13 protein-coding genes are annotated in these 11,846 nt (G+C 66.0%); 4 read left to right on the forward strand and 9 right to left on the reverse strand.

All coding sequences use genetic code 11. From position 1 onward, the window contains the following. Window positions 1-94 precede the first annotated feature (94 nt). Window positions 95-595, reverse strand: a complete 501-nt coding sequence (locus NNX38_RS06225) for a DUF1269 domain-containing protein (protein WP_255797222.1) — start codon at window positions 593-595, stop codon at window positions 95-97. Window positions 596-795: 200 nt separating this feature from the next. Here NNX38_RS06225 and NNX38_RS06230 point away from each other — a divergent pair, with 200 nt between their 5' ends. Next, window positions 796-2,502 carry an alpha-glucosidase gene (locus NNX38_RS06230; protein WP_255797223.1) on the forward strand — a complete coding sequence of 569 codons (1,707 nt, stop codon included), beginning with the start codon at window positions 796-798 and terminating at the stop codon, window positions 2,500-2,502. Window positions 2,503-2,509: 7 nt separating this feature from the next. Here the strand turns inward: NNX38_RS06230 and NNX38_RS06235 are convergent, their stop codons facing one another. From NNX38_RS06235 to NNX38_RS06260, 6 genes are all read right to left on the reverse strand, one after another. Beyond that, window positions 2,510-3,604: a glutamate--cysteine ligase gene (locus tag NNX38_RS06235; RefSeq protein ID WP_255797224.1), complete on the reverse strand. Its 1,095-nt coding sequence runs from the start codon at window positions 3,602-3,604 to the stop codon at window positions 2,510-2,512. Window positions 3,605-3,684: 80 nt separating this feature from the next. Then, window positions 3,685-4,467 (reverse strand): class I SAM-dependent methyltransferase, encoded by a 783-nt coding sequence (locus NNX38_RS06240; RefSeq protein WP_255797225.1) that lies wholly within the window; start codon window positions 4,465-4,467, stop codon window positions 3,685-3,687. Between the two features lie 2 nt (window positions 4,468-4,469). Beyond that, a complete protein-coding gene (hisN, locus tag NNX38_RS06245) occupies window positions 4,470-5,279 on the reverse strand; it encodes a histidinol-phosphatase (protein WP_229949601.1) in 810 nt (269 codons plus the stop codon). Window positions 5,280-5,384: 105 nt separating this feature from the next. Next, complete coding sequence (locus NNX38_RS06250) at window positions 5,385-6,500, reverse strand: ribosome small subunit-dependent GTPase A (protein ID WP_229949599.1); 1,116 nt, start codon at window positions 6,498-6,500, stop codon at window positions 5,385-5,387. After that, the gene (gene aroA, locus NNX38_RS06255; RefSeq protein ID WP_255797226.1) at window positions 6,497-7,813 is read right to left on the reverse strand and encodes a 3-phosphoshikimate 1-carboxyvinyltransferase; all 1,317 of its coding nucleotides are present in this window, start codon (window positions 7,811-7,813) and stop codon (window positions 6,497-6,499) included. The genes NNX38_RS06250 and aroA overlap by 4 nt, the downstream gene beginning before the upstream one ends. A gap of 5 nt (window positions 7,814-7,818) precedes the next feature. Then, a complete protein-coding gene (locus NNX38_RS06260) occupies window positions 7,819-8,367 on the reverse strand; it encodes a DoxX family protein (protein WP_255797227.1) in 549 nt (182 codons plus the stop codon). Window positions 8,368-8,679: 312 nt separating this feature from the next. Between NNX38_RS06260 and NNX38_RS06265 the strand changes: the two genes are divergently transcribed. Both NNX38_RS06265 and rsrA read left to right on the forward strand, forming a co-directional pair. After that, window positions 8,680-9,363 carry a sigma-70 family RNA polymerase sigma factor gene (locus NNX38_RS06265; protein WP_255797228.1) on the forward strand — a complete coding sequence of 228 codons (684 nt, stop codon included), beginning with the start codon at window positions 8,680-8,682 and terminating at the stop codon, window positions 9,361-9,363. Then, window positions 9,360-9,620 carry a mycothiol system anti-sigma-R factor gene (gene rsrA, locus NNX38_RS06270; protein ID WP_227918317.1) on the forward strand — a complete coding sequence of 87 codons (261 nt, stop codon included), beginning with the start codon at window positions 9,360-9,362 and terminating at the stop codon, window positions 9,618-9,620. Before NNX38_RS06265 ends, rsrA begins: the two co-directional genes overlap by 4 nt. A 102-nt stretch (window positions 9,621-9,722) precedes the next feature. Here the strand turns inward: rsrA and NNX38_RS16900 are convergent, their stop codons facing one another. Both NNX38_RS16900 and NNX38_RS06275 read right to left on the reverse strand, forming a co-directional pair. Then, a complete protein-coding gene (locus NNX38_RS16900) occupies window positions 9,723-9,797 on the reverse strand; it encodes a 50S ribosomal protein bL37 (protein ID WP_369299106.1) in 75 nt (24 codons plus the stop codon). Window positions 9,798-9,878: 81 nt separating this feature from the next. Further along, window positions 9,879-11,012 carry an acyl-CoA dehydrogenase family protein gene (locus NNX38_RS06275; protein WP_255797345.1) on the reverse strand — a complete coding sequence of 378 codons (1,134 nt, stop codon included), beginning with the start codon at window positions 11,010-11,012 and terminating at the stop codon, window positions 9,879-9,881. A gap of 311 nt (window positions 11,013-11,323) precedes the next feature. On the opposite strand from NNX38_RS06275, the gene NNX38_RS06280 reads away from it, so the two are divergent. Further along, window positions 11,324-11,830 carry a MarR family winged helix-turn-helix transcriptional regulator gene (locus tag NNX38_RS06280; RefSeq protein WP_255797229.1) on the forward strand — a complete coding sequence of 169 codons (507 nt, stop codon included), beginning with the start codon at window positions 11,324-11,326 and terminating at the stop codon, window positions 11,828-11,830. Window positions 11,831-11,846 lie beyond the last annotated feature (16 nt).

Below are 11,846 nucleotides of genomic sequence, written 5' to 3' on the forward strand. Positions count from 1 at the left end.
AACTTTAAACCCAAGGGTTTGCACGCTCGGGCGCACCCCCCGGGGGGGGGGGGCGGCGGGCCCCCCCCCCCGCCGTCGTGCAGGGTACATAGCCTTAGGCGGGTGTGGACTCAAAGAAGGCTTCCCGCAGGTTGGCTTCCTCGTCCTTCGAGAGGTTCGTGTAGATCAGCTTCGCCCCCGAATAGTCCTTGAACGCCTCGGCTACCCGGTCCTCGACCGCATTGGAGGACAGGACGAACAACGCCGAGGAGCCAGGGGTGACCTCCTGGCGCACCTGCGCAATGAAATCGTCGTTGATTCCGACGTCCACCATGGAACCCGACATCGCGCCGATGGCGGCGCCCACCGCAGCGCCGATGAGCGGGACAAAGAAAATGAGCCCAAACAGAAGCCCCCAGAAGCCGCCGCCCAGGGCACCGGCCCCAACCATGTTGTGTTCCTGAATGGTCTTGGGCTTCTTGCGCCCTTCAGGCCAGGTAACGATCGCTTCGTCCTGGACGGTGATGAGGCCCTGGGACTGGAGGCTGGCGAGGGTTTGCGTGGCGCGTTCCGCAGCGTCCGCATCCGAGAATTTCCAAACGGTCAGTGTTGCCATGGCAGTTACTCCAAACGTTAGAGTTCAGGACAAGTCCGTACACGGAACCTGTCGGCAGCGCCAACGCTAGTGCCGCGCTTGGACGCGTACAAGGAAAACTGCCGTCCCGGGCAGAGCCTGCACCGTAACTCCCGGCAGCCCTGTGCGGGCTGACGGCTCGGACGTATTATGCACAGGACACGGTGAAAGGACGGGTGTCCATGGCGCCTCCCAATGATCCCGCCTGGTGGACGAACGCCGTCGTCTACCAGATCTATCCCCGCAGCTTTGCCGACTCGACCGGTGACGGGGTCGGCGATATCGGCGGCATCATCGAGCACCTGGACCATCTGGCCGAGCTGGGCGTGGACGTGGTGTGGTTGTCGCCGATCCAGCAGTCGCCCCAGTTCGATAACGGCTATGACATCAGTGATTACCGCCGGATCGATGAAATGTTCGGCACGGAGGAACAGTTCGACCTCCTGCTGGAGGGCCTGCATGAACGCGGCATCCGCCTGATCATGGACCTTGTGGTCAACCACACATCCAACGAATACCCGGGATTCCAGTCCTCCAAGTCCTCCAGGACGTCACCGAAGCGGGACCGCTACTGGTGGCGGGACGCCCGCCCGGGCTTCGAACCCGGGGAACCCGGCGCCGAGCCCAACAACTGGCGCTCCTTTTTCGGCGGCTCGGCATGGACCTTCGAACCGCTTACCAGCCAGTACTACCTGCACCTGTTCACCCCGCAGCAGCCGGACCTGAACTGGGAGAACCCGCGGGTGCGGGCGAAGGTTTACGCGATGATGAACTGGTGGCTGGACCGCGGCGTGGACGGGTTCCGGATGGACGTCATCAACTTCATTTCGAAGGACCCCGCATTGCCGGACGGAGTGGTGGACTCGTCAGGGATCTGGGGTGACGGATCGCCGTACTTCGTCTCGGGGCCGCGGATCCATGAATTCCTGCAGGAAATGCACCGGGAGGTCTTCGGCGGGCGCAGCGGCCAGTACCTGACGGTGGGGGAGACCCCCGGAGCCACGGTCGAACAGGCGCTGCTGTTCACCGATGCGCAGCGGCGGGAACTGGACATGGTGTTCCAATTCGAACACGTCAGCCTCGACCAGGGCGCCGGCAAATTCGATCACCGGCCGCTGTCCCTGCCGGACCTGAAAACGAGCTGGAACCGCTGGCAGCGCGGACTCGCCGAAAAGGGCTGGAACAGCCTGTACCTGAACAACCATGACCAGCCGCGCGTCGTGTCCCGCTTCGGTGATGACCAGCAGTACCGGTACGAATCGGCCACCCTGTGGGCCACCCTGCTGCACCTGCAGCGGGGGACCCCCTACATCTACCAGGGCGAGGAGATCGGCATGACGAACGCCGGTTTCACCTCGATAGACCAATACCGGGACGTGGAATCACTGAACTACTTTGCGGAGGCGCTCGAACAGGGGATGGACAGGGAACGGGTCCTGGAAGGGCTGCGCCGGATGAGCAGGGATAACGCACGCACGCCTATGCAGTGGACAGCCGGTGAGCATGCGGGTTTTTCCGAGGTTGAACCGTGGATTCCGGTGGCTGCGAACTACCCCGCCGTCAATGTGGAGACGGACCGGGCCGCGGAGCAGTCCGTTTTCGGCTACTACCGCGAGCTGGTTCGGCTCCGGCACGAATCGGACCTGGTATCGCTCGGGGATTTCCACCTGCTGGACCCGGGGCATCCAACACTGTTTGCCTATAAGCGCACCCTCGGGGACCAGGCGCTGCTGGTCCTGGGCAACGTGTCCGGCGCTGAGCTGGGGGTGCCGTCCGACCTGGAGGCCGGAAGCCTCGTCCTGGGGAACTACCCCGACGCCGGCGACCGTCACCTCTTGCGCCCTTGGGAGGCCCGGATCCTGGACATCTCCACCTATGCAGGGGGCTAAGCCCCGGCTATTCGGCGCTGAGGCTGCGGGTGTACAGGTCCGTGAGTTCTGCGTAACCGCCGGACCGGAAGGCCGTGCGCTGCCGTTCCGCGCCGGTACCGCCGGCAAGGACCCGGGCGACGCCGGCAGCCGCGTATTCCCGGTCTCCGGCTTCCTCCAGCGCGGGTGCAACAAACTCCAGCAGGGCAGTGAGATGATCTGCCGCGGGCACGCTGCCGCCCGGATGGGAAACCAGGTTCCCGTTCATGCCGAAGCGCGCAGCCTGCCAGAGGCCGACGTCGAGCAGTTCCGGATCGGGGACGGCTGCCGGAAGCGCGGGGACGGCGGATGCCAGCGTGCTGACCAGGGCCCGCACCAGGGTTGCCAGCAGCAGGGAGTCCCGGGCCTGGAGCTGGGCATCCGCAATTCGAACCTCCACCGTGGGAAAGCTCTCCGAGAGCCGTGCCGCCCAGCCCACGTGGCCGGCGTCGAGCACCACGTCGGTGGCGAGCAGGCTTTCCAGCCTTCGGGCGTAGTCCTGCGCATCGGCGAAGACCGGAGGGCAGCCCTGCACGGACCAGCGCCGGTAATGGACCATGCGCCAGCTGGCGAAGCTGCTGTCCTGTCCCCGCCAATAAGGGGAATTCACGGCAACGGCACCGAGCAGTGCGAGCCAGGGCCGGATCCCGTTCAACACGCGTACCCCTGTGTCGCGGGAGGGGATGCCCACGTGGATGTGGGTGCCGTTGACATATTGTTCGTGTGCAACGGCTCCGGTCAGGAGCCCCATCCGCCGGTACCGGTCCGAGGAATTGAGCACCGGCGGACCCTCCGCGATCCGGGGCGCCGCTCCGGTGGCGGCAACCCGTACGCCCACTGACGCTGCCGCCTCGGCAAGCCGGGAGCGGAACCCCAATAGGGCGTCCAGTGCCTCCTCCCGGGTGGTGCAGACCCGGGTGGAGCTCTCCACCTGTGCATCCAGCAGCTCGGCGGAACTGGTGAAGGCGCCCTGCCCGGGGGAGATCAGGGCGCGTGTCAGTTCCTGCGCTCCGGTGGGGAACCCGGTGGAGGCATCCAAGAGGAGGAACTCTTCTTCGATGCCGAAGGTAAAGACCATACGCATTTCTCCCTAAGCACCAACCATGCCGGACTTGGACAATTGTAGGTAGGCGGGGGAGGCGGCGCACCAGGGTCAAGGAAGCATCATGCCGCCCGGACTGCCCGCCACGTCAACGTCAGGTAGGGAAGCTCCAGGATGTCCCCATGCGCGTGTCCGAGGTGTTCGTAGAGGTACCAGGACAGATTCGAGTGCAGTTTCTCCCGCGCGGCGGTGCCGGCCGACAGGTAGAACGCCCGCGACCGGGCCAGTTCAAACAGGTCTTCCGGGGTCATCGGCTGCGTCCAGGCGACGGTGGAGGAATCGTCCAGCGCGAACTCCTGCCCCAGCTCAGGCCGGAAGCCCGGCCGCAGGACATCTCCGGCGTGGATGATGCGCGAGTAGCGGTGGACCCACGGGACGCTTACGTCGAGCTGGTTCCAGACCAGGCCAAGGATCCCGTGCGGCCGCAGGATGCGGGCGAACTCCCGGCTCGCTGCGGCAGGATCGCACCAGTGCCAGGCCTGGGCCACTGTCACGGCGTCCAGCGAGGAGGCGGGCAGGCCCGTCTGCTCCGCAGTGCCGACCCGCAACGGAACGTCAGGCAGCAGCCGGGAAAGCTGGTCGAGCATGTCGCGGGACGGGTCGACGGCGCAGACGTTCAGCCCGGCTGCGTGCAGTTCCCGGGTGTACTTTCCGGTGCCGGCGCCGACGTCGGCCACGTCCCGGACTGCGGGAACATCGGGGAGGCCGGGCCGGGCGAAGAGCCAGTGCACGGCCTCGGCGGGGTAGCCGGGGCGGATGCGGTCGTAGTGTTCGCCGCCGGCCTGGTAGCTGTCCGCCAGCTGCCGGCGGCGCAGTGCCTCGAGCCGAGGTCCGGAGGTGCCCACAGTTACAGGAGGTCGTCCAGATCGGGATTCAGGCGCTGCAGCACTTCGCTGTGCAGCGTCCCGTTGGTCGCCAGCGCGTTTCCGCCGAAGGGCCCGTCTTCGCCGTCCAGCGAGGAAAAGCGGCCGCCGGCCTCGGTCACGATCGGAACGAGGGCCGCCATGTCATAAAGGTTCAGTTCGGGTTCGCAGGCAATGTCCACGGCGCCCTCGGCCACCATGCAGTAGGACCAGAAATCGCCGTAGGCGCGGGTACGCCAAACGGACTCGGTCAGGTCCAGGAACTCTTCGAGGTTGCCGCGGTCCTTCCAGCCGCCGAGGCTGGAGTAGGACAGCGAGGCATCGGACAGCCGGGAAACGTTGGAGACGTGCAGGCGGGTAGCCGCAGCCAGGGACCGGCCCATGTAGGCCCCCGTGCCGGTGGCTGCCCACCAGCGCTTGCCCAGCGCAGGCGCGCTGACGAGGCCGACCACGGGAACGCCGTCGTCCACCAGGGCAATCAGGGTGGCCCACACGGGGACGCCGCGGATGAAGTTCTTGGTGCCGTCGATCGGATCGATGATCCACCGCCGCGGGCCGGAGCCGCTGGAACCGAATTCCTCGCCCAGTACCGCATCGCGGGGCCGGGCGCGGGAGAGCTGTCCCCGGATGGCATCTTCGGCGGCTTTGTCGGCGTCGGTGACGGGTGTGAAGTCCGGCTTGGTCTCGATCTTCAAGTCCAGGGCCCGGAAGCGCGACATGGTCTGGTCATCCACGGAATCAGCCATCACATGGGCCAAGCGCAGGTCATCGTTGTAGTTCTGAACGAAGGGCATACTCTTCAACTTATCCTTATTCGGCGGGCACAGCCCCGCATTAGGCCCGTTAGCGGGCGGTGTCCTGGCAAATCTCCGCGACGCCGAACCCGGCGCCAAGGAGGGCTATTGCTCGCCGAGCTCCTTCGCGGAGGACTTATTCTCCGTGCGGGTACCGGTGCCCAGCAGCCGCCGCAGCGACGCCAGCCGCGCGGGGCCTGCGGGCCCGGCATGGCCGCCTTCCACCCACGGGTCCAGCCCGCAGCCGACGGCGAGCGAATCGTGCCGGCAGCCGCGCTCACAGTCGGCGGTGCCGGGCTCAAGGTCGGGGAAGGCCTGCAGGATCCGGTCCGGGTCCACATGGGCCAGGCCGAAGGAACGGATGCCCGGGGTGTCGATGATCCAGCTTCCTGCGGGGGAATCGCTCAGCCGCAGGGCCAGGGCGGAGGAGGACGTATGCCTGCCGCGCCCAGTGACGGCGTTCACTCCGCCGGTGGCCCGGGCCGAACCCGTCAGGGCATTGACCAGGGTGGATTTGCCGACGCCGGAGGGTCCCACCAGGACGCTGACGTTGTTCTTCAGCACCTCGTGGAGGGCCTCGACGGCGGTGCCCTGAAGGCGTGCGGAAAGGCCGTCGTCGGAGCGGGCATCGATGCCCGAGGCGTCAGCTGCCGCGGTGCGGCTGATGATGACGTCCATGTCGAGGTGTTCGTAGTTGGCCAGCAGATCGGCCGGGTCCTTGATGTCCGCCTTGGTGATGCACAGGACGGGGGAGATCCCGGCGTCGTACGCGGCAACGAGGGCGCGGTCGATGAAGCCGGTGCGGGGCTCGGGGTTGGCGGCAGCCACCACAATCACCAGCTGGTCGGCGTTGGCCACCACCACGCGTTCCACCGGATCCGTGTCGTCGGCGCTGCGCCGCAGCAGGGTTCGGCGTTCTTCGACACGGACCAGCCGGGCCAGGGTGTCCGGGGCGCCGCTTACGTCGCCGACCAGCGCCACCAGGTCCCCGGCCACTACAGGGGTGCGCCTCAGCTCCCTGGCACGGGCGGCAATGACGGTGCGCTCGTTGGCGGTGTCTTCATCCACCACGGCGGTGTACCGGCCGCGGTCCACGGTGATGATCCGCCCGATGACGGCGTCGTCGTGGGCGGGGCGGTCCTTGGTGCGGGGCCGCGAGCCTTTTTTATTGGGCCGGACGCGGACATCGGACTCGTCCCAGCCGCTGGTACTGCGTGTCATGCTTCCGCCGATCGGGTGAGCTGCTGCCAGAGTTCGGGGAACTGCGGCAGCGTCTTGGCTGTTGTGGAGATGTCGCGGACGACGACGCCGGGCACGGCCAGGCCGATCAGGGCGCCGGCGGTGGCCATCCGGTGGTCGGCGTAGGTTTCCCAGGTGCCTCCGTGCAGCGTCACCGGCCGGATGATCAAACCGTCTGTTGTTTCTTCCGCGTCGCCGCCGAGCCGGTTAATTTCAGTGACCAGGGCGGCCAGCCGGTCCGTCTCGTGGCCGCGGAGGTGCGCTATCCCGGTAAGGCGGGACGGCGAACTTCCGAGGGCACAGAGAGCGGCCACCGTGGGGGCCAGCTCGCTGGTGTCCGCCAGATCGGCGCCGCGGATGCGGCCGGTACCGGTGACGGTGAGGGTGCCGCCGGCCAGGTCCACGGACGCGCCCAGGGCCGGGAGGATGCTCCGCCACTTATCGCCCACCTGGGTGGTCGAGGCGGGCCAGCCGGTCACGCGTACGGTCCCGCCGGCCACCAGCGCCGCGGCGAGGAAGGGGCCGGCATTGGACAGGTCCGGTTCAATCACGGTGTCGAAGGCGGCAATGGGGCCGGGTGCCACCCGCCATTCGCTGGGAACGGAATCATCAACGTCCACTCCGACGCCGCGCAGTACGGAGACCGTCATGGCAATGTGGTCCGGGCTCGGCAGCGTGCTGCCGCGGTGCACAAGGTGCAGGCCCTTGTCGAAACGTGGTGCTGCCAGCAGCAGGGCCGAAACAAACTGCGAGGAGGCGGCGGCGTCGATCTCCAGGCGGCCGCCGGCGATACGCCCGGAGCCGGTGACGCTGAAGGGCAGGGAGCCGGCGCCGTCGTCGTCCACCTGCACCCCGAGGGAGCGCAGGGCGTCAATGATGGTGGACATGGGCCGGCTGCGGGCATGCGGGTCGCCGTCGAATCCCGTGGTCCCGGGGACGAGTCCTGCCAGCGGCGGGATAAAGCGCATGACCGTCCCGGCCAGGCCGCAGTCAATCTGCCGGGTCCCGCGGGCGGCTGCCGGGACCGGATCTATCAGCAGGTCCGGTCCGAAGGGGCCGTCGCCGGGGATTTCCGTGATTGTTGCTCCGAGGGAGCGCAGGGCGGAGACCATAAGCTCCGAATCCCGCGAATGCAGGGGTGCCCGCAGCCGGGACCTGCCGTCTGCAAGGGCGGCGAGGACCAGGTATCGGTTGGTCAGCGACTTCGAACCCGGTACCGCGACTGTTGCGTCTACGGGCGAAGTGACGAAGGGTGCCGGCCAGGTAGCCGGCACCCCGGCATTCGGAGCACTCATTGCTGCTAGGAACCGACGATGTCCGAAGCGGCGTTGGACACTGCCTTGAGCTGCTTGCGCGTGCTCTTCGAAACCGACTTGGAGACGGCGCGGGTCTTGCGGCTCGTGCCGGAGGCAAGGTGCCCGGCGCGCCAGGCAAGTCCCGGACGGCCGTTGGTGTCAACGGCAGCGAGCAGGACGCCGCCGATCAGGGAGAGGTTCTTGAGCAGCTGGTTGCGGCGTTCCTTGCGCTCGGCCGCGGTGGAAGCCTCGGCGTTGCGGTATTCCACCACGGAGTTCAGCGCGGCCGTTCCGGCGAGCAGGAGGGACGCCAGACGGGCAAACTTGCCCGTGCCGAGCATCGAGGCAGCGCCAACCTGCGTGTAGCCGACAACCTTGGCTACGAGCGCCGGGTTGGACGTGAATGCTGCGGCGGCAGGAACGGTGCTGCCGATCATCTTCAGCGTGGGGGTGAGCTGTTCGGCGGTCTGGTCAGCGTTGCGAAGGCGCTCCACGCCTACGGCCACGAAGCCGGTTGCGAGCAAAGGACGTGCAATCAAACGGACTATCGACATAGTGCCTCCTGGGAAATCCATCACTTACGCGAAAAAAACAACATTTGGTGCTGCTTCCACCTTAGTCTGGCATTTTGCGGCCTGCGGCACACGTTTCGTCCCGCGGTCCCTCATCGCACCCTTTCCCGCCGTCCGCCGGGAAGGGTGCGGGAATAGCGGGCCCGGCGTCGTCGTTGGCACCAGTATCAGGATGTGCTTTGCCAACAGTCAGGAGAAAGCATCGTGCCAGCCGCCACGCTGACCACAGCGCGGACTACCCGCGGGCCGAAGCTACGCGTACGGGTTCCCGCCCGCACCGTAGACTGGGAGGTGATGAGAACTGATGCGCCGGAAGGCAGCCCCCACGTGGAAAACTTCGAACTCGACGTTGCCACCGAATCGGATGAGGCACGCAAGCTTCGTTTTGAGCAGGACGCCATGCAGTATGTGGACCAGCTCTATTCAGCGGCCATGCGCATGGCTCGCAATCCCTCGGACGCGGAGGACCTCGTTCAGGAGGCCTACACCAAGGCTTTCTCCGCTTTCCACCAGTACCGGCCGGGGACCAACCTCAAGGCCTGGCTGTACCGCATCCTGACCAACACGTACATCAACCTCTATCGGAAGCGGCAGCGGGAACCCCTGCAGGCCAACTCCGACGGCGTTGAGGACTGGCAGCTGGCCCGTGCAGCCGAACACAGCTCAACCGGGCTCCGGTCCGCTGAAGCGGTTGCTTTGGACCACCTGCCGGATTCCGATGTCAAGGATGCCCTGCAGTCCATCCCGGAGGAGTTCCGGCTTGCCGTGTACTTCTCCGACGTGGAGGGCTTCGCGTACAAGGAAATTTCAGAAATCATGAATACGCCGATCGGCACCGTGATGTCCCGGCTGCACCGTGGACGCAAGATGCTCCGCGAGCTCCTAGCGGAGTATGCACACGAGCGCGGTATCAAGGGCAAAGTGCCCACAGCCGAAGCAGCCGGCGCATCAACCAAGAAACAGGGGAATGAGCTATGAGCGATTGCCAGAGCCTGGGCGATTGCGACGACGCCCGTATTGAACGGCTGTACGAATACCTGGACGGCGCCCTGTCCCACGAGGACCTTGTGGAAATCAAGGAACACCTCGACGGATGTCCCGAATGCGCCCAGGAACATGACCTTGAGTGCGTCATCCGTTCGGTGGTGAAGCGGTCCTGCACAGAGGCAGCGCCCGAGACGCTGAAGGCCAGCATCCTCACCCGCATCAGCCAGATCCAGACTGCGGACCACTGATTCCGTAGCGCACCGTCGCAGACACAAAGAACCCCCGGTGCCATTTGGTTCCGGGGGTTCTTTTTGCCTGGCCGTCCGGCCACGCGGCTACCAAAGCTTTGCTTAGGTGTTGGGACGCTTACCGTGGTTAGCGCCGCCGCGCTTACGGTCACGACGCTTGCGTGCACGCTTGCTCATAGCTGCCTCCTTTGATTCGAAAAGTTCTGCCCTCCAGTGTCCCACATGCCTCATGCGCACGCCTAACGCGTGCCCGGCTGCCTAGACGAATGCCGACTTCCCGGTCACTGCCCGCGCGACGATCAGTGAATTGATCTCGTAGCTGCCCTCGTAGGTGTAGAGGATTTCGGCATCTCCGAAGAGCTTGCCCATCTCATAGTCCGTGCTGATGCCGTTACCGCCCAGCAGGGACCGCCCCATGGCCACCGATGCCCGGGCCAGCCGGGTGGTGGTGGACTTGGCCATCGCCGCCTGGACCATTTCGAGCTTGCCGTCCTGCTGGATTCCGGCAAGCTGTGCCATCAGTGCGAGCGAGACGGAGGCGTTGCCCAGGATTTCGGCCAGCTGCTGCTGGATCAGCTGGAACCGGGCGAGCTCCTTGCCGAACTGCTTCCGGTTCAAGGCGTAGGAACGTGCGACGTCGAACGCGGCCAGCTGTATGCCGGCGGCCTGCCAGCCCACCCAGGCACGTGAATCGCGCAGCAGCTCGTTGGCTTTGGAAAAGTCGGTGGCGCCCGGCAGGAGGTTGGCTGCCGGGATGCGGACGTCGTCGAGCACGATATCCGCGTTCTGCATGATCCGAAGCCCGATCTTGTTTGCGATCTTTGCGGCCGTGTAGCCGGGGCGGTCCGTTTCGACGAGGAAACACTTTATCTGCTGGTCGGCGACGTCCCTCGCCCAGACCAGGGCAAAGTCGGCGATGGTGCCGGCCCCGATCCAGCGCTTGGCGCCGTTGATCACCCACTCGTCCCCGTCGCGGCGCGCCGTAGTGGCCAGCCCGCCGGCTATGTCCGATCCGTGGTCCGGTTCGGTCAGGGCAAAGGCGCCGATCTGCGTGAGGGCGGTGAGGCCCGGCAGCCAGCGTGCCTTCTGCTCCTCGGAGCCGAGCTGGTCCACCATGCCGACGATCAGCTCGTTGTGGATCCCCACCAGTGCGGAGAGGGACACATCGGCGCGCGCCACCTCCGTGTACATAAGTCCCTTGAACAGCTTGGAGCTTCCGTCTGTCTGCAGACCGCCGAGGCCGTACTTGCCCAGCTCCGCGACCAGTTCGAAGGGGAATTCCTCCCTGTTCCAATAGTCGATCGAAGCCGCCCGGATCCGGGACTGGAGGAAGCTGCGGACCTCCCGGTAGCGGGACTGTTCCTCCGGAGGAAGCAGGTCAACGATGTACATGAGGTCAACGTCCGGGAAAGGCGGGACGAAGGCGTCGTCCGTCTCTGTGAGGTTCTGGCCGGTGGCACGGCTTTGTGGCTGCACGGGCGAGCATCCCTTCGTAGCGATCCGGCATGGATGATCCGGCTCTTCCTAACCCTTGGACGTCCTAGTATATTGCAGAGTGATGGAGATCACCATTGCGACGGTCCCCGGCCGAGGTCCGGAGCCGGGATAACGGCGGCGGGCCCGCAAGCCACCGGAACCGACTTTCCGGCACTGAAAAGCTAGGCTGGGGCCTATGAAATCCAGAACGGGAAGCCGGAGGTGCCGTGGCAATGCCGCTGCCGCGTGATCCCATTGCGGACGCCAGAGGAAACTGGGAACGGCACGGCTGGTCCGACGTCGCCGCCCCCATGGCTGCCATCACAGCCATCATGCGGACCCAACAGATCCTGCTGGCCCGGATTGAGGCGGTCTTGAAGCCGTTCGGGCTGACGTTTGCCCGCTACGAACTCCTCGCCCTCCTGAGTTTTGCCCGCAGCGGGGCGCTGCCCATGAACAAGGCCAGCGCGCTTCTGCAGGTGCACCCCACCTCGGTGACGAACGCCGTCGACCGTCTGCAGGACGCTGAACTGGTGATCCGCTCACCGCATCCCACAGACGGGCGCACCACCTTGATTGAGCTCACTCCCCAAGGGCGGACGCTGGCCAAGGAGGCAACCCAGGCCCTGAACTCGGGGGTATTCGCGCAATCCGGATTCGAAGAGCAGGATGTGGACCAGCTGATCCGGATCCTCGGCAGCTTCCGCAGGAACGCCGGCGACTTCAGCGACTGAGACTTCAGCGACTGAA

The sequence above is a fragment of the Arthrobacter sp. zg-Y238 genome (genome assembly GCF_024385525.1).
Classification (GTDB): Bacteria; Actinomycetota; Actinomycetes; order Actinomycetales; family Micrococcaceae; genus Arthrobacter_B; species Arthrobacter_B jinronghuae.

Coding starts and splice junctions, on each gene's coding strand:
- NNX38_RS06225 (WP_255797222.1), bottom strand. CDS start 595: ATGGCAACACTGACCGTTTGGAAATTCTCGGATGCGGACGCTGCGGAA.
- NNX38_RS06230 (WP_255797223.1), top strand. CDS start 796: ATGGCGCCTCCCAATGATCCCGCCTGGTGGACGAACGCCGTCGTCTAC.
- NNX38_RS06235 (WP_255797224.1), bottom strand. CDS start 3,604: ATGCGTATGGTCTTTACCTTCGGCATCGAAGAAGAGTTCCTCCTCTTG.
- hisN (WP_229949601.1), bottom strand. CDS start 5,279: ATGCCCTTCGTTCAGAACTACAACGATGACCTGCGCTTGGCCCATGTG.
- NNX38_RS06250 (WP_229949599.1), bottom strand. CDS start 6,500: ATGACACGCAGTACCAGCGGCTGGGACGAGTCCGATGTCCGCGTCCGG.
- aroA (WP_255797226.1), bottom strand. CDS start 7,813: ATGAGTGCTCCGAATGCCGGGGTGCCGGCTACCTGGCCGGCACCCTTC.
- NNX38_RS06260 (WP_255797227.1), bottom strand. CDS start 8,367: ATGTCGATAGTCCGTTTGATTGCACGTCCTTTGCTCGCAACCGGCTTC.
- NNX38_RS06265 (WP_255797228.1), top strand. CDS start 8,680: ATGAGAACTGATGCGCCGGAAGGCAGCCCCCACGTGGAAAACTTCGAA.
- rsrA (WP_227918317.1), top strand. CDS start 9,360: ATGAGCGATTGCCAGAGCCTGGGCGATTGCGACGACGCCCGTATTGAA.
- NNX38_RS06275 (WP_255797345.1), bottom strand. CDS start 11,012: ATGTACATCGTTGACCTGCTTCCTCCGGAGGAACAGTCCCGCTACCGG.